The 20,397-nt window shown below is 64.1% G+C and carries 18 protein-coding genes; 9 read left to right on the forward strand and 9 right to left on the reverse strand.

From position 1 onward, the window contains the following. Nucleotides 1–16: 16 nt before the first annotated feature. Complete coding sequence (locus AC1Q5P_RS06835) at nt 17–976, reverse strand: ABC transporter ATP-binding protein (RefSeq protein WP_492518543.1); 960 nt, start codon at nt 974–976, stop codon at nt 17–19. A 70-nt stretch (nt 977–1,046) separates the two neighbouring features. On the opposite strand from AC1Q5P_RS06835, the gene AC1Q5P_RS06840 reads away from it, so the two are divergent. The 5 genes from AC1Q5P_RS06840 (at nt 1,047) to ispG (ending at nt 4,985) form a co-directional block, all read left to right on the forward strand. Then, a complete protein-coding gene (locus tag AC1Q5P_RS06840) occupies nt 1,047–1,247 on the forward strand; it encodes a zinc-finger domain-containing protein (RefSeq protein WP_039333527.1) in 201 nt (66 codons plus the stop codon). 49 nt (nt 1,248–1,296) lie between these two features. Continuing rightward, a complete protein-coding gene (tldD, locus tag AC1Q5P_RS06845; RefSeq protein WP_193827287.1) occupies nt 1,297–2,736 on the forward strand; it encodes a metalloprotease TldD in 1,440 nt (479 codons plus the stop codon). A 95-nt stretch (nt 2,737–2,831) separates the two neighbouring features. Continuing rightward, the gene (locus AC1Q5P_RS06850) at nt 2,832–3,254 is read left to right on the forward strand and encodes a hypothetical protein (RefSeq protein ID WP_039333524.1); all 423 of its coding nucleotides are present in this window, start codon (nt 2,832–2,834) and stop codon (nt 3,252–3,254) included. 41 nt (nt 3,255–3,295) lie between these two features. After that, the gene (locus tag AC1Q5P_RS06855; RefSeq protein ID WP_193827288.1) at nt 3,296–3,808 is read left to right on the forward strand and encodes a GNAT family N-acetyltransferase; all 513 of its coding nucleotides are present in this window, start codon (nt 3,296–3,298) and stop codon (nt 3,806–3,808) included. A gap of 40 nt (nt 3,809–3,848) precedes the next feature. After that, nucleotides 3,849–4,985 carry a flavodoxin-dependent (E)-4-hydroxy-3-methylbut-2-enyl-diphosphate synthase gene (gene ispG / locus AC1Q5P_RS06860; RefSeq protein ID WP_193827289.1) on the forward strand — a complete coding sequence of 379 codons (1,137 nt, stop codon included), beginning with the start codon at nt 3,849–3,851 and terminating at the stop codon, nt 4,983–4,985. Nucleotides 4,986–4,989: 4 nt separating this feature from the next. Here ispG and AC1Q5P_RS06865 read toward each other — a convergent pair whose 3' ends face one another. Continuing rightward, nucleotides 4,990–5,532, reverse strand: coding sequence for a hypothetical protein (locus AC1Q5P_RS06865; RefSeq protein ID WP_156135745.1), 543 nt, complete (start codon nt 5,530–5,532; stop codon nt 4,990–4,992). A gap of 57 nt (nt 5,533–5,589) precedes the next feature. Here AC1Q5P_RS06865 and AC1Q5P_RS06870 point away from each other — a divergent pair, with 57 nt between their 5' ends. Continuing rightward, on the forward strand, nt 5,590–6,117 hold the full coding sequence (locus tag AC1Q5P_RS06870; protein WP_492518544.1) for a GNAT family N-acetyltransferase: 528 nt from the start codon (nt 5,590–5,592) through the stop codon (nt 6,115–6,117). A gap of 51 nt (nt 6,118–6,168) precedes the next feature. Then, nucleotides 6,169–6,792: a murein L,D-transpeptidase catalytic domain-containing protein gene (locus AC1Q5P_RS06875; RefSeq protein WP_039333517.1), complete on the forward strand. Its 624-nt coding sequence runs from the start codon at nt 6,169–6,171 to the stop codon at nt 6,790–6,792. A 189-nt stretch (nt 6,793–6,981) separates the two neighbouring features. On the opposite strand, the gene AC1Q5P_RS06880 is transcribed toward AC1Q5P_RS06875, so the two are convergent. Continuing rightward, nucleotides 6,982–8,292, reverse strand: a complete 1,311-nt coding sequence (locus AC1Q5P_RS06880) for a L,D-transpeptidase family protein (RefSeq protein WP_492518588.1) — start codon at nt 8,290–8,292, stop codon at nt 6,982–6,984. A 238-nt stretch (nt 8,293–8,530) separates the two neighbouring features. Between AC1Q5P_RS06880 and AC1Q5P_RS06885 the strand changes: the two genes are divergently transcribed. Further along, nucleotides 8,531–9,418 carry a DMT family transporter gene (locus tag AC1Q5P_RS06885; protein ID WP_039333514.1) on the forward strand — a complete coding sequence of 296 codons (888 nt, stop codon included), beginning with the start codon at nt 8,531–8,533 and terminating at the stop codon, nt 9,416–9,418. Nucleotides 9,419–9,658: 240 nt separating this feature from the next. Next, on the forward strand, nt 9,659–12,331 hold the full coding sequence (gene acnA, locus AC1Q5P_RS06890) for an aconitate hydratase AcnA (RefSeq protein WP_039333512.1): 2,673 nt from the start codon (nt 9,659–9,661) through the stop codon (nt 12,329–12,331). Nucleotides 12,332–12,407: 76 nt separating this feature from the next. Here the strand turns inward: acnA and AC1Q5P_RS06895 are convergent, their stop codons facing one another. From AC1Q5P_RS06895 to AC1Q5P_RS06920, 6 genes are all read right to left on the reverse strand, one after another. Further along, the gene (locus AC1Q5P_RS06895) at nt 12,408–13,175 is read right to left on the reverse strand and encodes a HesA/MoeB/ThiF family protein (protein ID WP_039333510.1); all 768 of its coding nucleotides are present in this window, start codon (nt 13,173–13,175) and stop codon (nt 12,408–12,410) included. Nucleotides 13,176–13,239: 64 nt separating this feature from the next. Further along, nucleotides 13,240–14,658 (reverse strand): chromosomal replication initiator protein DnaA, encoded by a 1,419-nt coding sequence (gene dnaA, locus AC1Q5P_RS06900; protein ID WP_369821032.1) that lies wholly within the window; start codon nt 14,656–14,658, stop codon nt 13,240–13,242. Between the two features lie 548 nt (nt 14,659–15,206). Further along, nucleotides 15,207–15,467 carry a 30S ribosomal protein S20 gene (rpsT, locus tag AC1Q5P_RS06905; RefSeq protein ID WP_039333732.1) on the reverse strand — a complete coding sequence of 87 codons (261 nt, stop codon included), beginning with the start codon at nt 15,465–15,467 and terminating at the stop codon, nt 15,207–15,209. Between the two features lie 113 nt (nt 15,468–15,580). Next, a complete protein-coding gene (locus AC1Q5P_RS06910; RefSeq protein WP_039333507.1) occupies nt 15,581–16,990 on the reverse strand; it encodes a cytochrome P450 in 1,410 nt (469 codons plus the stop codon). Between the two features lie 64 nt (nt 16,991–17,054). After that, nucleotides 17,055–18,071, reverse strand: coding sequence for a ferrochelatase (gene hemH, locus AC1Q5P_RS06915; protein WP_492477038.1), 1,017 nt, complete (start codon nt 18,069–18,071; stop codon nt 17,055–17,057). Nucleotides 18,072–18,091: 20 nt separating this feature from the next. After that, nucleotides 18,092–20,392 (reverse strand): xanthine dehydrogenase family protein molybdopterin-binding subunit, encoded by a 2,301-nt coding sequence (locus AC1Q5P_RS06920; RefSeq protein WP_492518545.1) that lies wholly within the window; start codon nt 20,390–20,392, stop codon nt 18,092–18,094. Nucleotides 20,393–20,397: the final 5 nt, after the last annotated feature.

Consider the following 20,397-nt stretch of genomic DNA (forward strand, 5'->3'; position numbering starts at 1 on the left):
CGGCCCGGACAGCGCATCACGCTGTTTCTTTTGGCATGCTGGTCAAGCTGACGAACACGTCTTCCAGATCCGCTTCTCGAGTCGAAACGTCGACGATCGCGTAACCCTGCCCCTGCACAAGGGACATGACTTCGCCGGCGGTCGTGCGATCCTTGTCGTAACTGATCTCTAACTGACGCTCGCCAGAAAGGTGACTCTTGAGAAACGCTGGATGCTGCGGCGCAGCATCGAGATCATGATCCAGTGTGAGCACGACAATCTTTTCTCGCGCCATGTCGACAAGTTCGCGCGTCGGCTTGTTGGCGATCAGCTTGCCATGATTGATGATCGCGATGCGATCGCAAAGCTCTTCGGCCTCCTCGAGGTAGTGAGTCGTCAGCACTACGGTCACACCGTCGCGATTGAGTTCGCCGACCAGTTCCCACAGCTGGCGACGCAGTTCGACGTCGACGCCAGCCGTTGGCTCATCGAGCACCAGCACGGGCGGCGCGTGGACCATCGCCTTGGCGATAAGCAGGCGCCGCTTCATACCGCCGGACAGCGATCGCGCATAAGCGTCCGCCTTGTCGGCCAGGTGGACCGCGCGGAGAAGTTCCATGGTGCGCCGCATCGTCTTGGGCACGCCGTAGAGTCCGGCCTGGTTGTCGAGCACTTCGGCCGGCGTGAAGAAGGGATCGAATACGATTTCCTGAGGCACGATCCCGATCGAGGCCTTGGCATTGCGCACATCGTGATCGATGTCATGCCCCCAGATCTCGACGCTGCCCGACGTCTTCATTACCAACCCGGCCAATGTATTGATCAAGGTTGACTTGCCGGCGCCGTTCGGCCCGAGGAGTCCGAAAATCTGGCCTTGCGGCACGTCGAAGCTGACCCCGTCCAGCGCCAGCTTGCCGGGTGCCTTGCCCGTCGGCGCATAGCGTTTCACCAGATCGCGAATGCGGATTGCGGGGGGAGTTTCATTGGTGCTTGCCATGGCCGCTGCCTGCACCAGCGCCAGCGAAAACGCAATTGTCTGAAGCCCGCCGATTTGCTAGCCGCAGCCCATGATTCAGGCACCCGAAACCGTTTACACCGACCATCATCGCGTAAAGTGCGACGGCGCGTCCGACATTCGCGGCGGCGTTGCCCTTGGCCATCCGCGCGTCTGGCTCGAGATCGACGAGAAGGGCTATGTCGAGTGCGGCTATTGCGACAAGCGCTTCGTCCTCAAGGGCGGCCCAGCGGATAACGCCCAAGCCGCTTAAGCAGCTTCGCTCTATGGCCTTTGTGTCTTGAGCGCCTATATCGGTCAGCATGACCGATCTCGACACCCGCTCGCTGCTCTATCGCTCTGGCCTTCTGTCGCCTGAAGAGGCGCAAAACCTCACCGCGAATGCGCTGAAATCCTGCGACGACGGCGAACTCTATCTCCAGTTCATCGCCAGTGAGAGCTTCGGTTTCGATGACGGTCGCCTGAAGACGGCAGACTATTCGCGCGATGCCGGCTTCGGCTTGCGCGGCGTCTCCGGCGAGATGACCGGTTTCGCCCACGCCAACGAAATTTCGGCGGCTGCCATTGCCCGTGCCGGCGAGACGCTGAATCTGCTCGATCCGGCGAAGGGCCAACCTGCCCCGCCGCCCCGCAACAACAACCGCCACCTCTACACCGAAGCCTCGCCGCTCGATGCCGTTCCGTTCGAGGCCAAGGTCAAGCTGCTGGAAACCATCGATGCGGCGGCCCGGGCTCGCGATCCTCGCGTGGCGCAGGTTTCGGCGTCGCTTTCGGGTTCGTGGTCGGTGGTGGAAATCGTCCGCGCCGATGGATTCGTCGCCCATGACGTCCGCCCGCTGGTCCGCCTGAACGTCTCGATCGTCGCGGAACAGAACGGCCGCCGTGAAACGGGTTCGTTCGGCATCGGCGGCCGTCGCCTTTACGACGATCTGTTCTCGGCCGAAACGTGGAATCGCGCGATCGACGAAGCGCTGAACCAGGCGCTGGTCAATCTCGAATCGGTGGCCGCGCCGGCGGGTGAAATGACCGTGCTGCTTGGCCCCGGCTGGCCCGGCGTGCTGCTGCACGAAGCGGTCGGCCATGGTCTCGAAGGTGATTTCAACCGCAAGGGCACCAGCGCCTTCTCTGGTCGGATCGGCGAACGCGTCGCTGCGCGAGGCGTTACCGTGATCGACGATGGCACCCTGCTCGGCGTCAATGGCCAGGGCCGTCGCGGCTCGCTTTCGATTGACGACGAAGGCACGCCGACTCAGGAGAACATCCTGATCGAGGACGGCATCCTCAAGGGCTACATCCAGGACCGGCTCAACGCCCGCCTGATGGGCGTGGCCCCTACCGGCAACGGTCGCCGCGAAAGCTTCGCCCATGCCCCGATGCCGCGCATGACCAATACCTTCATGCGCGGCGGCAATGATGATCCGGCCGAACTGCTTTCCCGCGTGAAAAATGGCATCTTCGCCAAGTCCTTTGGCGGCGGACAGGTCGACATCACGAGCGGCAAGTTCGTGTTCTCGTGCACCGAGGCCTACCGTATCGAGAACGGCAAGCTCGGCGCACCGATCAAGGGTGCGACGTTGATCGGCGACGGGCCGACCTGCCTCACCAAGGTCATCGGCATCGGCAACGATCTTGCGCTCGATGAAGGTGTCGGCGTTTGCGGCAAGGGCGGGCAGAGCGTTCCGGCAGGCGTTGGGCAGCCAACCTTGCTGGTCGAAGGCCTCACCGTCGGCGGCACGGCCTGATCGAAGGATTGCTGGCGCTGCGGCGTGATGTGGTCAGCGCGGGTTAAGCCGTTTCGCGCTAACGGTCGGGGACCGAATCGAAAGGGAAGTGCCAGATGATCAATACCGCCAGCAAATTCGCTGCGGCACTGGCCGCCGGATCGCTGCTTCTTGCCGGAGCCGCTGCCGATGCCAAGCCGCGTCTCACCCCGGAACAGGAACTCGCCAAGGCGCTCGAAGGGCGCGTGGCGGGCAAGCCGCAAGACTGCCTGTATCTGCCGCGCGTCGTCAATACGCGGATCTATGACAAGACGGCCATCGTCTACGATACTGGCAGCACCATCTGGGTGAACCGTCCCGATTCTGGCGCAAGCTCGCTGTCCGACAACGACATCATGGTTACGACACCGTTCGGAGCACAGTTGTGCAGTGTCGATATCGTGCGGATGGTCGATCGCAACGTCGGCTTCTGGCGCGGATCGGTCGGTCTCGGCAAGTTCGTGCCCTACACGAAGGTGAAGGCTGAAAAGACCGGCTGACCGGGTTGGAATTGGCAGCGCCATGGCGCTAAAGGCGGAGCATGACGCTCCGCCTTGCCAACACTGCAGATGCGCCCGCCGTTGCCGATCTCGGCCGCCGCGCCTTCATTGCCAAGTTTGGCGACCTTTACAGCCCCGAAAACCTCTCACGCTTCCTTGAGGAATCACATTCGGAAGCGACGGTTTTGTCGCAGCTGGCAGATCTAGAGATGAAGATTGCGGTGATCGAGGACAAGGGCGTTCTGACCAGCTTCTGCAAGATCGTCCGCAAGAGTTCGCTTCCGCAGAAGACACCAGCAAGCTCACCGATGGAACTCAAGCAGCTCTACACCGACCCTGACCTGATCGGGCGTGGCCACGGTGCGCGGCTGATGGACTGGGCCCTGGCCGAAGCGCGGGCCTGGGGCGCGGACGAGATGCAGCTTTCGGTCTATGCTCACAATCCCGATGCGCAGCGCTTCTACCGGCGCTATGGCCTCGACAAGGTGGCCGACATCGAATTCTGGGTGGGTGACCACTGCGATCCCGAATTCATGTTTGCCGGGCCGGTTTAGACGCCTTCCGGACCGGCTCCTTAATCCCTATAGAGTGCCCATGTCCTCGATCCGTCCCTGGCGCGATATCGCGCGTCGCAAGAGCCGCCAGATCATGGTCGGCAGTGTTCCCGTTGGCGGGGACGCTCCGATCACCGTGCAGACGATGACCAACACCCTGACGTCCGATGCCGTGGCCACGATCGACCAGATCCGCCGCTGCGAGGATGCCGGTGCCGACATCATCCGCGTCTCGTGCCCGGACGTCGAAAGCACCACGGCGCTGCGCCAGATCACCAAAGCCGCCCGCGTCCCGATCGTTGCGGATATCCACTTTCACTACAAGCGCGCGCTTGAAGCTGCCGATGCTGGCGCTGCCTGCCTGCGCATCAATCCCGGAAACATCGGCAGCAACGACCGCGTGGCGGAAGTGGTCCGGGCCGCCAAGGCCAATGGCTGCGCGATCCGTATCGGCGTCAACGCCGGCAGCCTCGAGAAGGACCTGCTGGAAAAGTACGGCGAGCCCTGCCCCGAGGCCCTCGTCGAAAGCGCGCTCGATCATATCAAGCTGCTGCAGGACCACGATTTTCACGAATACAAAGTGGCGGTGAAGGCCTCTGACGTATTCCTCGCGGTCGCTGCCTACATGGGACTTGCCGAAGCGGTCGATTGCCCGCTGCACCTTGGCATTACCGAGGCTGGCGGGTTGATCGGCGGCACGGTCAAGTCCTCGATCGGCATCGGCAACCTGCTCTGGGCGGGCATTGGCGATACCTTGCGCGTATCGCTTTCGGCGGAACCGGAAGAGGAAGTCCGCGTCGGCTTCGAGATCCTCAAGAGCCTCGGCCTGCGCACGCGCGGTGTCCGCGTGGTCTCGTGCCCATCCTGTGCGCGTCAGGGCTTTGACGTGATCCGCACGGTAGAGGCGCTGGAGAGCCGCCTTTCCCACATCAAGACGCCGATCTCGCTGTCAGTGCTCGGCTGCGTCGTGAACGGCCCCGGCGAAGCGCGCGAGACCGATATCGGCCTCACCGGCGGCGGCAACGGCAAGCACATGGTCTACCTCTCGGGCGTGACCGACCACACTATCCAGTCCGAAGAGATGCTGGACCACATTGTATCGCTGGTAGAGAAGAAAGCCGCCGAGATCGAAGCGGCGACGACCGACGCGGGGAACGTCACCGAAGCGGCTGAATGACCCGTCAGCGCCCCGCGGCGGGTTTGTAGATGTCTATGTAGTCGGTGAGTTCATCGCACCATTCGAAGGTGCGCAAGCGCCAATATGGGCGATTCTGCGTCACGGCAAAGCGCCAGTCTTCGCGGGTCGCCTCGCATCTGCGGCCCGCGTCGGGCGTGTCTGTAATGCGGATCGTGCCTGAAAAGACGAAGTAATCTGCGCCGATCTCCGTCACACGGCCATCGAGCCACAGGCGGCCGGGGCCATTCGACGAAGCCTGACTTGCCGTGAGCCTTATCACCCCGGCATCGTCCCGCGCATTGGCAGTGCCGCGCGTATTCCAGTTGATCCATTGCAAGGTCACGCCGGAATTACGCAGCAACTGATCCGCCGCAACCCGATCAAGGATCCGCGTAACGGCTGCCGAAGGCGTCGGAACTGGCGGCGTTGAAGCTTGCGATGCGGGAGCGGGTAGCGAAGCCGTCGGCCTCCCACCGTCGGGCGAACAGCCGGCAAGCGCCAGAAGCACTGGTACCGAGGCAAGCGCGGCGCGGATCATGGTGTTCATGCCTTTCGCAATTCTGCGGGGCTGGCAAGGTTCCTGGCGAATCGCTAGTCGTCGTTCATGACCATCTCCATCCGCGCGGCGACCCAGGCCGACACACCCCTGATCGCCGAACTCATCCGCGCTCTCGCCGAGTATGAAAAGCTGGCGCACGAAGTCCGCTTCGACGAGGCGGTGCTGGCAGCCAAGCTCTTCGGCCCGCGCCCTTATGCCGAAGTCGTCATCGGAGAGCTGGATGGCGAGCCGCAAGGGTTTGCCTTGTTCTTCCACAATTTCTCGACGTTCGAAGGCAAGCCGGGGATCTACCTCGAAGACCTGTTCGTGCAACCTGAGGCCCGCGGCTCCGGCCTCGGCAAGGCGCTGCTCTCGCATCTGGCCGCCTTGGCGGTCGAGCGGGACTGTGCGCGTCTGGAATGGTCGGTGCTCGATTGGAACGAGCCGGCGATCGGTTTCTACAAGTCGCTCGGCGCCAGGTTCATGGACGAATGGACGGTCATGCGCGTGGACGGCGAAGCCCTGAGCCAGCTGGGAAGCCAGTTCGCGGCACAGCCTGGCTCAGATGCTGGAAATCCGGTCGCAAATGCATAGAATGCTCGCCGTTCACGCTTGATAAGGCGAAAGCGTGTTACGGGACCGGACATGACAGACAAAGTCGACAGGCGAACGGTACTGGCAGGCGCTGCGGCAAGCGCCGTCGCTGCCGTGTTCCCGCCGCGCGTGGCGGCAGCAACCTACTATCCCAACCAGCAGCACCGCGAAGTCCTGCGCATTGCCGCCGAGCAGGTGGAGAAGCACCGCGCGTCGCTGTGGCGGACCGATATCGTCGGCATTGCGGACTTTGCGATGCCCTCGTCCTTGCCCCGCTTCCACTTTGCCAATCTGGAACGCGGCGAAGTCAGGTCTTTCCTCGTCGCGCACGGCCGCGGTTCCGACCCTGAGCACGATGGCTTCCTGAAGACCTTTTCCAACGAAGTCGGCAGCCTTGCCACCTCGCGTGGCGCCTACGTCACCTGGGAGTGGTACAAGGGCAAGTACGGAACCTCGATTCGCCTGGGCGGCCTGGAACCGGACAACTCCAACGTGCTTGACCGCGCAATCGTGCTGCATTCCGCGTGGTACGCCAATCCCGCAATGCTCGAGAAGTGGGGCAAGCTGGGCCGCTCTGACGGCTGCTTCGCCATGAGCGAGGCGGACTTCAACGAAGCCTTGTGGCACCTTTCCGGCGGGCGCCTGCTCTACGCCGACAGGTTGGGCCTGGGCTGAATACCGGATCGGGGACGAGGGACGCGCCGCCCCTTCGTCCTGCTCGTCAAGTGCCAGCCAAAACACCGGTCGCAATGGTAGGGATGCAGGACAAGCTCGCTTGCCTGCGCAGCAACAGCCGCTTCATCCGCGCCACCGAACCGCCGCTTGCGCTGGCAGATGCTGAACCTTGTCCTCGGCACCGTCGAATTACAGCGGATTGTCGAGCTTGATCACTTCCTCGTTGCTCTTGCGCTGCGTGGTATGCTGCTGGCGCGGCTGGGCAAAACTCGCCAGCACCGGCGCGTCTCGGTTATAGATGTCGGGGAATGACCGCAGCATGCCGTTCACGTCGCGCGCGACGGTGAAATAGGTCAGATAGACCGGGAAGGTCTTGGTCATAGGCACCTTGGTGTAGACCTTCGAAGTATGGGCGGCGACCGCATCGTCCGGCGTCATGCTCGCGCCGAGGATCGCCATCGTCATGGCCAGCTCCGTCGCCCGTTCGACGCGCACGCAGCCGTGGCTCAGCGCGCGCGCTGTCAGATTGAACAGGTTCCGGTTCGGCGTATCATGCAGGAAGATCGCATGCTCGTTGGGCATATCGAGCTTCATGCGGCCCAGCGAATTGTTGTCTCCGGGCTGCTGGACGACATAGATCGTGCCATCAGCCGCCTTGGTCACCTTGTAGCCTTCGCGCTCGGCCTGCCTGGGATTGTTCACCAGACGTGCTCCCAGCCCTTCGCCGACGACGATCGACTGCGGCACGGTCCAAGTCGGGTTGAAGATGACGCCTTCGACCGTCTCGGCAAGCTGGGGCGTCGCAGTCTTGCCGGGCTTGCCGACGATGACCTTATAGGTGCTGATGATCTTGTTCTTGACCGTCAGGCGCAGCATCTGCTCGGGCACATTGGTCAGCAGGTACTGCGAACCGAGATCGCGGGCGAGCCAGCGCCAGCGGTCCATGTTCGCCCGAATCAGCGCCGCCTGCTTCTGGGTCTGCGCCTTGGGCAAAGCCGCCTTCAGCGCAGCGTAATCCGGCACCGTCGGAAGGAGGGCCATCAGCGCGCCCTTGACATCATGCTTGTCGAGCGCTTCGGCGAGGATCAACGAGGTTGGATTGACGTCCTGGTCGGGATCAACCGCGAACCACTGCACGCGCGCCGTCATCGGCGTGCGGCCATCGCGCAAATCCTCGGCCAGCCATGTGAAGAGCTTCGTCGCCGTTTCATCGAGCTCCGGACCTTCGCCCTTCACGATTGCCGCAGACAACGCTTCCGGCTGGTAGTCTTTGGGGAACAGCCCTTCTGCTCCGATCCCCTTTATTGCTGCCAGTAGGGCCTTAGCATCCGCTTGTGTCCAATGCGGCGCAGCGACGGGCGCCGACGGGGCCGCGGTTACGACCGGAGCTGCGACGGTTGGCGCGACCACTGGCGGCTTGGCTTGCTTGGTCACGTCGATCGGACCGGATGCTGGCGCCGTCTGGGCAACAAGCGGCTGTGCCGCGAACGTCAGCGCCACAAGGGCCACGCCAAACTTGCCCGAGGTCCCGATACCGAATTTCGCAAGCTTCACGTTCCGCACTTCCCTGTTCAATTGCGCCGTCGCGGGCGGCCGCACCACCGCCAATGTCCTGCCCCAAGGCCACTGGACTATCAAGCGGGGGACTATCAAGTATCGCGCCTGTCTGGAGCCTGAATCGCGCCCGGCGGCCAGATGATCGTTTCAAATCGCAACCAGTTTGCCTATGGCCTGAGCGATGAACGCTCATCGCCCGCTACTGCTCCCTGTCCTTGCCACGATGCTCGGGCTTGCGTTGTTCTCGGTGATGGACGGGGTGATGAAGGCCGCTTCACTGGCAATCGGCGCCTATGCTGCGATGTGCTGGCGAGGCCTTGCCGGATCGTTGCTGACGTTTCCGCTGTGGCTCTGGCGCGGGCAGGGCTGGCCTGCCTGGACCGTGCTCAAGGTACACCTCCTGCGCGGGTCGGTTGCCTCTGTCATGGCAACGCTGTTCTTCTATGGCATCGTGCGGCTTCCACTGGCAGAGGGCATTGCGCTGTCCTTCATCGCGCCGCTGATCGCGCTCTATCTCGCTGCAATCATGCTGGGAGAGAAGGTAAGGCCCGCAGCCATAGGCGGCTCGCTTCTGGCGCTTGCAGGGGTGGTCGTCATTGCTGGCGGCAAGTTCGATGGCCCCTCGGACGCCGAAGCCATGAAGGGGCTTGTCGCAACACTGGTGTCCGCGGTGCTCTACGCATGGAATCTGGTCCTGCAGCGTCAACAGGCGCTTCTCGCCAAGCCCGAGGAAGTGGCCTTCTTCCAGGCTCTCGTCCAGTTCGGCTTTCTGGGTATGGGAGCATGGTGGTTCGCGCCATTTCCCACTGGTGAGGTCTGGTGGCTGATCGTCGGGTCGGCGATCCTGTCTGCCGCATCGATCATGCTTTTGAGCTGGGCTTATGGCCGAGCAGAAGCGCAGTTTCTGGTGCCCCTGGAATATACGGCGTTCATCTGGGCTGCGATTGTCGGATGGATCGCCTTCTCGGAACAGGTGACAGTGCCTATGCTCGCCGGGGTCACTCTGATTGTCGCAGGGTGCCTCTATGCCACCAGAAAGCCCCCGGCCGAGGCGATCGCGCACACCTGAAGCGGGCGCAATGCTGGCCGTTCTTGCAATTGCAAATCAATAAGTGTTCCTCCAGGATAAATCGCGCTGCACATGCGAGATTTGCGCCCCTCTCGCCCTTGACGTGCCCGCGCTTTGCGCGCATCGCCCTCTCGCTTTCAGGCCGTAACTCGCCGCGCCGCCACGGGCCTTTGGTCCAAGAGCGATTCCCCGCGTGGCACCGTACAGCAACGGCCGCGACAGGAGGGAAGACGCACAGCCATGACCCAGGTCGGACAGGATACGCTCGGCACCCGCAGCACGATGAACGTGGGCGGCAAGGACTATGCCTATTATTCGCTCAAGAAGGCTTCGGAGAAGTTCGGCGACGTTTCGCGCCTGCCCTTCTCGATGAAGGTCCTTCTCGAAAACCTTCTCCGCTTCGAGGATGGCGGCTTTACCGTCTCCACCGATGACGTGAAGGCAATCGTCGACTGGCAGAAGAGCCCCACCGAATCGAACAGCGAGATCCAGTACCGCCCCGCGCGCGTGCTGCTGCAGGATTTCACCGGCGTGCCCTGCGTGGTCGACCTTGCCGCGATGCGCGATGCCATCGCCACGCTCGGCGGTGACACCAGCAAGATCAACCCGCTGGTGCCGGTCAACCTCGTCATCGACCACTCGGTCATGGTGGACGAATTCGGCCACCCCAAGGCCTTCGAAGAGAACATGGAAATCGAATACCAGCGCAACATGGAGCGCTACGATTTCCTCAAGTGGGGTTCGAAGAGCCTCAACAACTTCTACGCCGTGCCTCCCGGCACCGGGATCTGCCACCAGGTCAACCTCGAGAACATCGCCCAGACCGTGTGGACCTCGACCGACCAGAACGGCGTCACGGTTGCCTACCCTGATACCTGCGTCGGCACCGACAGCCACACCACCATGGTCAACGGCCTCGGCGTGCTCGGCTGGGGCGTGGGCGGTATCGAGGCAGAAGCCGCGATGCTCGGCCAGCCGGTCTCGATGCTCATCCCCGAAGTCGTGGGCTTCAAGTTCACCGGCGAGCTCAAGGAAGGCGTCACCGCGACCGACCTCGTACTGACCTGCACCAACATGCTGCGCAAGCATGGCGTGGTCGGCCGCTTCGTCGAATACTACGGCCCCGGCCTTGCCGCCCTGTCGCTGGCTGATCGCGCGACGCTCGCGAACATGGCTCCGGAATACGGCGCCACCTGCGGCTTCTTCGGCATTGACGACAAGACGCTCGACTACATGCGCCTGACCGGCCGCGAGGAAGCGCAGATCGCGCTCGTCGAAGCCTATGCCAAGGAGCAGGGCTTCTGGATCGATCCTGCCGTCGAGCCAATCTTCTCCTCGACCCTCGAACTCGACCTCGGCACCGTCGTGCCCTCGCTCGCCGGCCCCAAGCGTCCGCAGGACCGCGTGTCGCTTCCCGAAGTCGACGACGTGTTCAATGCCGACATGGCCAACACCTACAAGAAGACCCCGGCCCGCGTCCCCGTCGAAGGCAAGGACTTCGACATCGGCGACGGTGACGTGACCATCGCCGCGATCACTTCGTGCACCAACACCTCGAATCCGGGCGTGCTGGTGGCTGCCGGTCTCGTCGCCAAGAAGGCCAACGAACTCGGCCTCAAGCCCAAGCCCTGGGTCAAGACCTCGCTGGCACCCGGCTCGCAGGTGGTCACTGACTACCTCAACAAGGCTGGCCTGCAGGAACACCTCGACGCGGTTGGCTTCAACCTCGTCGGCTATGGCTGCACCACCTGCATAGGCAACTCGGGCCCGCTCGCCGAGCCGATCAGCAAGGCGATCAACGACAACGGCCTGGTTGCCGCTGCCGTGATCTCTGGCAACCGCAACTTCGAAGGCCGCGTGAGCCCCGACGTGCGCGCCAACTTCCTCGCCTCGCCGCCGCTGGTTGTTGCCTATGCGCTCAAGGGCACCGTGGTCGAAGACTTCACCACCACCCCGATCGGCAAGAGCAAGGACGGCGTTGATGTCTATCTCAAGGACATCTGGCCCTCGAACAGCGAAGTCGCCACCACCATGGCCGGCTGCATGGACCGCGCCATGTTCCAGGCGCGCTATGCCGACGTCTACAAGGGCGATGCCCACTGGCAGGCGATCAACGTTACCGGTTCGGAAACCTACTCGTGGCGCGCCGGGTCGACCTATGTCGCCAATCCGCCGTACTTCGAAGGCATGTCGATGACGCCGGCTCCGGTCAGCGACATCATCGAGGCCAAGCCGCTGCTGATCCTTGGCGATTCGATCACCACCGACCACATCTCGCCGGCCGGTTCGATCAAGGCTGACAGCCCCGCCGGCCAGTGGCTGATGGAGCATCAGGTCTCGAAGGCGGACTTCAACTCCTACGGCGCGCGCCGTGGCCACCACGAAGTCATGATGCGCGGCACTTTCGCCAACATCCGCATCAAGAACGAAATGGTCCCCGGCGTCGAAGGCGGCTTCTCGCGCTATGGCGACGAGGTCGGCTCGGTCTACGACGTGGCCATGAAGCACAAGGCTGCCGGAACGCCGACCGTGGTCATCGCGGGCAAGGAATACGGCACTGGCTCCAGCCGTGACTGGGCGGCCAAGGGCACCAACCTGCTCGGCGTTCGCGCCGTGATCGTCGAAAGCTTCGAGCGCATCCACCGCTCGAACCTCGTCGGCATGGGCGTGCTGCCGCTGCAGTTCAAGGAAGGCCAGAACCGCCACTCGCTGGCGCTCTCGGGCGACGACACCTTCACCATCAAGGGCGTTGCCAACCTGCAGCCGCGCCAGGACGTGGAAGTCGAAGTGACGCGCAAGGACGGCACCAAGCTGACCTTCACGGCGCTGTGCCGCATCGATACCGCCAACGAAGTCGAGTACTTCATGAACGGTGGCATCCTGCACTACGTGCTGCGCAAGCTCGCCTCGTAAGCAGCGGCTTCAGGCCAGACAGAAAGGGCGCGGGGACTTCGGTCCTCGCGCCCTTTTCTTTGCCTTCAGGAGGCGTTCAGGCAGGCACGCCGCAGCCTTTGCACTCGGGGTCCCGCGCAATGCGCATCGTGCGCAGCGAGGGCTTCAGGCCGTCCATGACGTGCAATTGCCCCCACTGGGGATCGCCGAGCGCCGATACGCCCTCGAGCAGCACCCGCATCGCCGCCATCGCGCCAAACGCACCGACCATGCCGACCATCGCGCCCAGCACGCCAAGATCGGCGCAGCTATCGCAATCCTCGGCATCGAAGGCATCGCCAACGAAACAGCGGTAGCAGGCATGGTCCTCTCGATGACCGGCAAAGTTCGCCACCTGCCCCTGGAACCGCCCGAGCGCAGCACTGGTCAGCGGCACACCCGCCTTGACGCAGGCGTCCGAAACGGCAAGCCGCGTGGCGAAGTTGTCGCAGCCGTCGAGCACCACATCCGCCCCGGTGATCAGGCTTTCAGCGTTGTCGCGATTGATGCGCAGGACATGCACCGAAACCTCCAGCGCTGGATCGAAGGCCTTGACCCACGCTGCTGCCGCCTCGGCCTTGGCCTTGCCGATGTCGGCTTCGGTATAGATGGTCTGCCGCTGCAGGTTGCTCGCCTCGACCACGTCGTCATCCACCAGCGTCAAGCGGCCAACTCCTGCTCCCGCGAGGTACTGCAGCGCAGGCGAGCCAATGCCGCCCATGCCGATCAGCACGGCATGGCTCTGCGCCAGTTTCGCCTGCCCCATCGCACCCACTTCGGGCAGGACGATATGGCGGGCGAAGCGGTCTAAGCGGTCTGGCGTCATGCGACGCAATTAGGGAAGAAGAAGGGGAAATGCGAGGGTCATCACCCTCGCATTTCCCTTTCTCTTAGTCCTCCAGCTGCCGCAGCAGCGTGCGCACGTCACCGTCCATGTCGGCGTCGCGGGTGCGCAGTTCCTCGATCAGGCGCACGGCGTGGATCACGGTCGAGTGATCGCGTCCGCCGAACTTGCGGCCGATTTCCGGGTAGGAGCGGGGCGTCAGCACCTTGGCGAGGTACATCGCAACCTGGCGCGGACGCACCACGGCACGGGCACGACGCTTCGAGGCCATTTCCGTGCGGTCGACGCGGTAGAACTGGCAGACCGTGCGCTGGATCTCGTCGATGGTAATGCGACGGCGGTTGGCCGAGAGGATGTCGGTCAGCTGCTCTTCAGCAAGCTGCAGCGAAACCGGCTGCCCGGTCAGCTGGGCATAGGCGATCAGCTTGTTGAGACCGCCGACAAGCTCGCGCACGTTGCGGTTGATGGTGCGAGCGAGGAACTCGATCACGTCCGCCGGCACTTGCGTGTTGCCGAAGCGGCCCAGGCGATGCTCGAGAATCTTGCGGCGCAGTTCGATGTCGGCCGGCTGGATGTCCGCCACCAGACCCATGGACAGGCGCGAGAGCAGGCGCTGCTCGACGCCGTCCAGCGCTTGGGGCGCACGGTCAGCGGCGACGACGAGGCGCTTGCCTGCGCTCATCAGCGCATCGATCGTGTGGAGGAATTCCTCCTGCGTGCTGGCTTTCCCGATGATGAACTGGATGTCGTCCACCAGCAGCATGTCGAAGCCGCGCAGACGGGCCTTGAACTCGATCATCTCGTTCGAGCGCATGGCCTGGACGAATTCGATCATGAACCGCTCTGCCGAGCAGTAGAAGATGCGCGCGCCCGGCTTGTTGGCGGCAAAGGCGTGGCCGATGGCGTGGAGCAGGTGGGTCTTGCCCTGTCCGGTCGAGCCCTTGAGGTAGAGCGGCGAGAACTGCGGGGTCTCGACCGCGGCCATGCGCTGCGCCGCGTTGACCGCCAGCACGTTGGCGGAGCCGGAGACGAACTCGGCGAAAGTCAGCGAAGGGTCGAGACCGGACAGCGCCGAATCGAGCATCGCCGGAGCAGCGTGAACCGGAGCGCGCGGCGCGATCGGCGCTTCGCCACCGACACGCAGCTCCGGCATCGAGCGGCGGCGCGGGTGGACGGTGATGCGCACCTGGCGCACTTCAGAGCGTGCGATCTTCCAGGCAAGGCTGAGGCGATCGGCGAACCGATCGGCCACCCAGTTCGCCGAGAATTCGGTCGGCAGGAACAGGTCGAGCGTCCCGGTTTCCTTGCAGAACGAACCGAGCTGGATCGGCTTGATCCACTGCGCGTGGAGTTGCGGCCCAAGGTCCTTCTTCAGACCCTGGCTGATGTCGGCCCAGTCTGCTGCCAGATCCAGCGCTTCCTGGTCCTCGATCATTGTGCTGTCACGTCCCTTCTTGCCCGTCATGCTACGCTCGCCTTCGCCCTTGGCAGTGGTCGCCATGGCGCTGACCGCGCTTCCCCCTGCGAAATCGTCTACTTTCACGCTTCGCTGCCTCGACTGAATTGGCCCGCGCGCTTCCCCGGCACGCAGACACAAAATGCCCCTGCTCTGCCGCACAAGGCGCAGCAGACCCTGTTCGATGAAATTTCAAGTGACACCAAGTGGCAGTGATTCCCGCCCCCGGTCCGCATTGTCTATTGGGGTTCGCCCCCTTCGCGCAAGCGGGCAGGGAGCAAAAAAACTGAAATAAATGCCCTTGACTCGCCCTAACCCGCAGAGATGCATCAAATAGCTGAAAACTAAGGCTTTTTACTTATGCAGTCATGCACGGTCATGCGAATCGCGTAGATTCCGTGACTTGTTGCGACTGCACAATGTAACAATGCGGAAGACTGCGGATCAGTAGGCACACAAATGAAAATGGCCGGCGAAATCATCGCCGACCATGTTCTTTATTTGTGCCGCTCTGGAAGAATGTCCGCCGCTTCGAGCAGCGAATCATCCTGCCAAAGTCAGAGCGCGGCGACGCGCTTCGACAGGCGCGACATCTTGCGCGCGACGGTGTTCTTGTGGAGCACGCCACGGGCAACGCCACGCGCCAGCTCGGGCTGGGCTTCCTTCAGCGCCGCAGCAGCAGCCGTCTTGTCGCCGCCAGCCAGTGCAGTCTCGACCTTCTTCACGAAGGTGCGGATGCGCGAAAGGCGGTTGCCGTTGATTTCGGCGCGACGTTCATTGCGACGGATACGCTTGCGGGCTTGCGGCGTGTTGGCCATGGTCTTCCTGTTTCTCGTGCCTTGGCGGGCGCCAGGAGCGACCGCGTGAATCTCATCCAGTGGCGGGATGTCCCGCCGGAAAGCGCGCCCCATAACTGTGGACACCCGAATCGTCAACAGATTCGGCGCATCTCCACCCTCAGGCCGTCACGCGGCTTCGGGATCGGCCAGGCCTGCCACAGCGGCTCGGCACCGGCGGCCATCCGCACCTCGAATCGCGTGAGGATGTGATTGGCCAGAAGCTTGACCTGCATATAGGCAAAATGCAGCCCCAGGCACATGTGCGCGCCGCCGCCGAACGGCACCCAGGCATACTTGTGCCGCGCCGCCACCTTGTCCGCGGTAAAGCGCATGGGATCGAAGATCTCGGGCGATTCCCAGTGAGCCGGATCGGCATGAACCGCTGCCGGACTGATCCCGATCGGGGTCCCGGCCGGAATGTCATAGCCGCCGAAGCGGAAGTCCCGCAGCGCCCGGCGCGGCATGTTCGGCACCGGCGGCATGAAGCGCAGCGCTTCCTTGAAGGCCATCTCGGTCAGTTCCATCCGCCCAAGGTCCTCGTAGGCCAAGGGCAGGCCATCCCCTCCCGTCACCGCGCGCGCCTCGGCCCGCAGGCGGTCCTGCCACCCGGGGTTCCTGGCCAGCTGCCAGAACAGCACCGTTGCTGAAGAGGTGATCGTGTCGTGCGCCGCCATCATCAGGAAGATCATGTGATCGACCACCACGTCCTCCGGCAGCAACGAGCCGTCGTCTCGGGTCGCGAGCGCGAACTGGCTGAACATGTCCTGCCCCGGATTGGCCCGACGCTCGCGCACCAGCCGCCCGAAGTAGTCGACCATCAGCCGTCGCCCGGCCACGCCCTTGCCCATCTTGGTGAAGGGCAGCGGCTTGCGCACCACGCCGACCGAGGCCTGCACCATGTCGACGAAGGCCTTGTTCAGCCGGTCTGCCTCAGGCCCCAGCGGCAGGCCGAGGAAGCTCGATGCCGCCGTGTCCAGCGTGAGCGCCTTGATCGCGTCGTAAAAGCGCATCGAGCCATTCCCAGTGCTCTTGGCCCACTGCTCCATCGCCGAGGCAATCCCGGTATTCAGTACCCCGCAATAGGCCCGCATCGGCTCGGGCTTGAACGCGATCGACAAGGCCCGCCGGTCAACCCGGTGTGCCTCGAAATCCATCAGCATCAGCCCGCGCGGGAACAGCAGGTTCAGCACCGGCCCCCAGCCCTGCTCGTTCGAGAACAGCTTGTCGCGATCGAACAGCACCAGTTCGTTGGCATCGGCCCCGATCAGGTTGACCCCGCGCCGACCGAAGCTGCGCGTGCGGAAAACCGGGCCGTAAGCTTCGACCATGCGCTTCTGGAAGCCCAGCGGATCGGCCAGTTGCTTCAGCGTGGTGCCGAGCACGGGCCAGCCGTCGTCGCCAGGAATATGGTCAAGCTTGTGATCGCCGCCCAGCCGTACCCAGTGCGGATTGGCGCGTTCTGTATGCAGGTTAGCAGCAGCCTCGGGTGCGATGCTGGCCATGGTGTCTCCCGGCGTTCTGGTTTAACCGGTCAATTAACACGCCTGTCAGCAGCGGCCAAGAGCCTTATTCGATCCAGCCCGCCAGCTCGCGCCGTGCCATCGTCTCCAGCAGGTCCATGCCGGCCTGCCCGGCGTTGAGGCACTCGAGCGCGGCGAAGTGCGTACCGCCCGCCGCCTCGAAGTCTTCCTTGCCGCGAATCGCCAGCTCTTCCAGCGTCTCCAGACAGTCCGCCGAAAAGCCCGGCGCGGCGATGACCACGCGCTTCGTTCCCTTCTCGGCCTCAACCGCCAGCACGGCATCGGTTGCAGGCTCGAGCCACTTGGCCCGCCCGAAGCGTGATTGGAACGTCGTGACCAGCCGCAAACCAGGATGGCTCTGCGCGAACCGCTCCGACAGCAGGCGCGAAGTCTTCTGGCAGTGGCAGTGGTATGGATCGCCAAGGTAGAGCGTGCGCTCGGGCATGCCGTGATAGCTCAGCAGCAACAGTTCCGGCGCAAAGTCCAGCGCGGCCATCTGCCGCGTCATGTCGGCATGAAGCGCACCGATAAAGGCTGGATCATCGTGATAGGGCGGTAGCGTGCGCAGCGCGGGCAGACGACGACGCAGCTTGATCCAGTCGGCCAGGGCGTCCAGCGCCGATGCGGTCGTCGCGCCCGAATAGTGCGGATAGAGCGGGGCCACCAGAATGCGCTCGCACCCCGCTGCCACCAGCGCGTCGAGCTCCTTGGCCATCGACGGCGACTGATAGCGCATCGCATGGCGCACGATCGCCGCATCGCCCAGACGTTCCTGCAGCGCACCGGCCTGCGCCTTGGTGATCGCAGCCAGCGGCGAGCCGTCCTCGCTCCACACCTGCGAATAGGCATGTGCCGACTTCTTCGGCCGCGTGTTGAGGATGATGCCGCGCAGGATCGGCTGCCAGATCAGCCTGGGGATCTCCACCACGCGCGGATCGGACAGGAACTCCTTGAGGTAGCGCTTGACCGAATCGACATCGGGCGCGTCGGGCGTGCCGAGGTTGACGACAAGCACGCCGACCTTGCCGGTAAGCACATTGGGGTGATCGGCAGGACGTTCCATTGCAATCCTTGGGAAGAGGCTCAAAGGCCTTCGGAAATCAGGGGCAGGCGGCGGAAGCGCACGCCCGTGGCGGAGAACAGGGCATTGGCAATGGCAGGAGCCACCGCGACCATGCCCAGCTCGCCGGGGTCGAACGGGTCTTCGTTGCTGTCGGCAAAGGCAATATCAACCTTGGGGCAATCGGCAAGCAGGGGTAGCCCCAATTGCGAGAGTCTGCCCGCCAAGGGCCGCCCCCTGGCATAGCCGCTCGCCCCGCCGACCGCGTGGGCAAGGCCGAACATCAACCCGCCTTCAATCTGTTGCCGGGCAAGGCTCACGTTGACGATGCGCCCGATGTCGACATACGCACTCAAGCGGTCCACCCGCACGACGCCGGCTTCGCTGCGCGCGGTGGCGACGACCGCGATCAGTCCCTTGCGCACGGCCCCACCGCCCGTGGCCAGTTCCATCTGGTGGCAGGCAATCCCCTGCCCCGAGGCCTCGATGCCTCCGCCCCATTGCGCCAGGCGTCCGGCACCTTGCAGGCAGGCCACCAGCCGCGGCTCACCCTCGAGCATGCCGACGCGGAACGACAGCGGTTCCTTGCCCGCCGCATGCGCCAGCTCGTCAACGAAGCTTTCGGTGAAGAACGCGGTATAGCCGTGCGCCTGCCCGCGGAAGCGCGCCGTTGGCTGGCGCAGCGCCAGCGGCACCTGCTCCACCGCCTTTTCCGGAATGCGATAGAGTGGCATCGCGCCTTCGCACGCCATCGGATCAACCCGATCCTGCAGCTCGAGCGCTTGGCTCACCCCCCAGCCATCAAGCAGACGCGCGCCGGATTCAACTGCTGTTGCCGGCACCGCAAGCCGCGCCCGCCAGCCGAGCACCTGCGTCTTGTCCGGACTCAACGCCCCGTCGAGCTGCGCCGAAACCGGCGTGCGCGGGATGCCCGCCAACGATTCCTGCCAGCGCGAGTACGTCAGCTGCACCGGTTTGCCGATGACCTTGCAGATCGCCGCCACTTCTGCGGCAATGCGCACGTCGAGCCGTGCATCGAAACTGCCGCCGGCGTGCATCGGATAGACGATCACGTCCCGGCGCGAGAGACCTGCCGCCCGGGCCGCCGCACGTCTTGCCCATTCCGGGGCCTGCGTCGCGATCCACAGCTCAAGCAACCCATGCCGCATCCGCGCCGTGGCGCTGGCGGTCTCCAGCGGCGCATGGAACGCCGGTTCGACATCATAGCGCGCCGTAAGCGATGGTCTGGCGAGCAGCGCGTCGGGATCGCCCTCGGCCAGAAGCCGCTGCGGCTCCCCCTTGGTCAGCGCCTTGTCGAGCGCAACCAGCACTTTCTCGGCATCGGCAATCGGGCCGTCGGCCTTGAAGCGCGGCTCCATCGCCCGCACCGCCTTGTCGGCACTAAACCAGTCGGTCGCCACGGCGGCCAGCCAGCGCTTGGCATGGACCACGCCGACAAGGCCCCGAACCGCCACTGCAGCCTGCTTGTCATAGCTCGACAGCACGCTTGCCCCTTGCGGCCCATGCGCAATCGCCGCGTAGACCATCCCGGGCAGGCGAACGTCCCCGGCGAAGGTGAAGCTCCCATCGACCTTGGCAGGCAGGTCGAGCCGGGGATGGCTGGGCGGCGATCCTTCAGGAAACTGCCCTGGCTTCTCGCGCGGCGGCTCGGCGCGCAGAACGGGCACGTCCGGGGGATCGTAGTCCACTGCTGCATCAAGCAGTTCGGCAAACGACAGGCGCGTGTTCTGATGCGAAACGAAGCTGCCTTTCGTCTCGCACTCCTCCCAGCCGACGCCCCACTTGTCTGCCGCCGCCTGTGCCATCATCGCCCGCAGCGCCGCACCAGCCTCGCGCAAGGGCGTTTCGAAAGCCGCCAGCGCCGTACCGTCGGCCGTGATCATCAACGGCCCGCGCTCGGCATGGAGCCGCGCCAGCATCCCGTCTGCGTCCTGTCCCAGCGAGGCAAAGGCGGGCATCCACAACGGTGCCCACTTTGCCGAAAGGACCGGATCGGCATAGGCGGGGTCGATCGGCGCGGCTTCCACCGCCACCTTGCGCCAGTCGGCTCCGGCCTCGTCCGCCACGATCTGCGCGACCAGCGTGGTGATGCCCTGCCCCATCTCGCAGAACGGAACGGCGACGGTGAGCACGCAGTCCTTTCCACCCTTGACCCTGCCGACCTTCAGGAAAGCATCGACGACATGCTCGCCCTTGCCCGCCTGTAGCGGCACGGGATGGCGGCGCGGGATCAGCGGGAAGGCGATGAGCAGGGCGCCGCCCACTCCTGCTCCCACCAGCATCCCTCGCCGCGTCAGGCGCATGAAGT

It is taken from the genome of Novosphingobium sp. GW835-FHT14H07, from assembly GCF_058793515.1.

Coding starts and splice junctions, on each gene's coding strand:
- tldD (WP_193827287.1), top strand. CDS start 1,297: ATGACCGATCTCGACACCCGCTCGCTGCTCTATCGCTCTGGCCTTCTG.
- AC1Q5P_RS06835 (WP_492518543.1), bottom strand. CDS start 976: ATGGCAAGCACCAATGAAACTCCCCCCGCAATCCGCATTCGCGATCTG.
- AC1Q5P_RS06875 (WP_039333517.1), top strand. CDS start 6,169: ATGACAGACAAAGTCGACAGGCGAACGGTACTGGCAGGCGCTGCGGCA.
- AC1Q5P_RS06850 (WP_039333524.1), top strand. CDS start 2,832: ATGATCAATACCGCCAGCAAATTCGCTGCGGCACTGGCCGCCGGATCG.
- dnaA (WP_369821032.1), bottom strand. CDS start 14,658: ATGACGGGCAAGAAGGGACGTGACAGCACAATGATCGAGGACCAGGAA.
- AC1Q5P_RS06870 (WP_492518544.1), top strand. CDS start 5,590: ATGACCATCTCCATCCGCGCGGCGACCCAGGCCGACACACCCCTGATC.
- rpsT (WP_039333732.1), bottom strand. CDS start 15,467: ATGGCCAACACGCCGCAAGCCCGCAAGCGTATCCGTCGCAATGAACGT.
- AC1Q5P_RS06885 (WP_039333514.1), top strand. CDS start 8,531: ATGAACGCTCATCGCCCGCTACTGCTCCCTGTCCTTGCCACGATGCTC.
- hemH (WP_492477038.1), bottom strand. CDS start 18,071: ATGGAACGTCCTGCCGATCACCCCAATGTGCTTACCGGCAAGGTCGGC.
- AC1Q5P_RS06865 (WP_156135745.1), bottom strand. CDS start 5,532: ATGAACACCATGATCCGCGCCGCGCTTGCCTCGGTACCAGTGCTTCTG.
- AC1Q5P_RS06840 (WP_039333527.1), top strand. CDS start 1,047: ATGATTCAGGCACCCGAAACCGTTTACACCGACCATCATCGCGTAAAG.
- AC1Q5P_RS06855 (WP_193827288.1), top strand. CDS start 3,296: ATGACGCTCCGCCTTGCCAACACTGCAGATGCGCCCGCCGTTGCCGAT.
- AC1Q5P_RS06910 (WP_039333507.1), bottom strand. CDS start 16,990: ATGGCCAGCATCGCACCCGAGGCTGCTGCTAACCTGCATACAGAACGC.
- AC1Q5P_RS06920 (WP_492518545.1), bottom strand. CDS start 20,392: ATGCGCCTGACGCGGCGAGGGATGCTGGTGGGAGCAGGAGTGGGCGGC.
- AC1Q5P_RS06895 (WP_039333510.1), bottom strand. CDS start 13,175: ATGACGCCAGACCGCTTAGACCGCTTCGCCCGCCATATCGTCCTGCCC.
- ispG (WP_193827289.1), top strand. CDS start 3,849: ATGTCCTCGATCCGTCCCTGGCGCGATATCGCGCGTCGCAAGAGCCGC.
- acnA (WP_039333512.1), top strand. CDS start 9,659: ATGACCCAGGTCGGACAGGATACGCTCGGCACCCGCAGCACGATGAAC.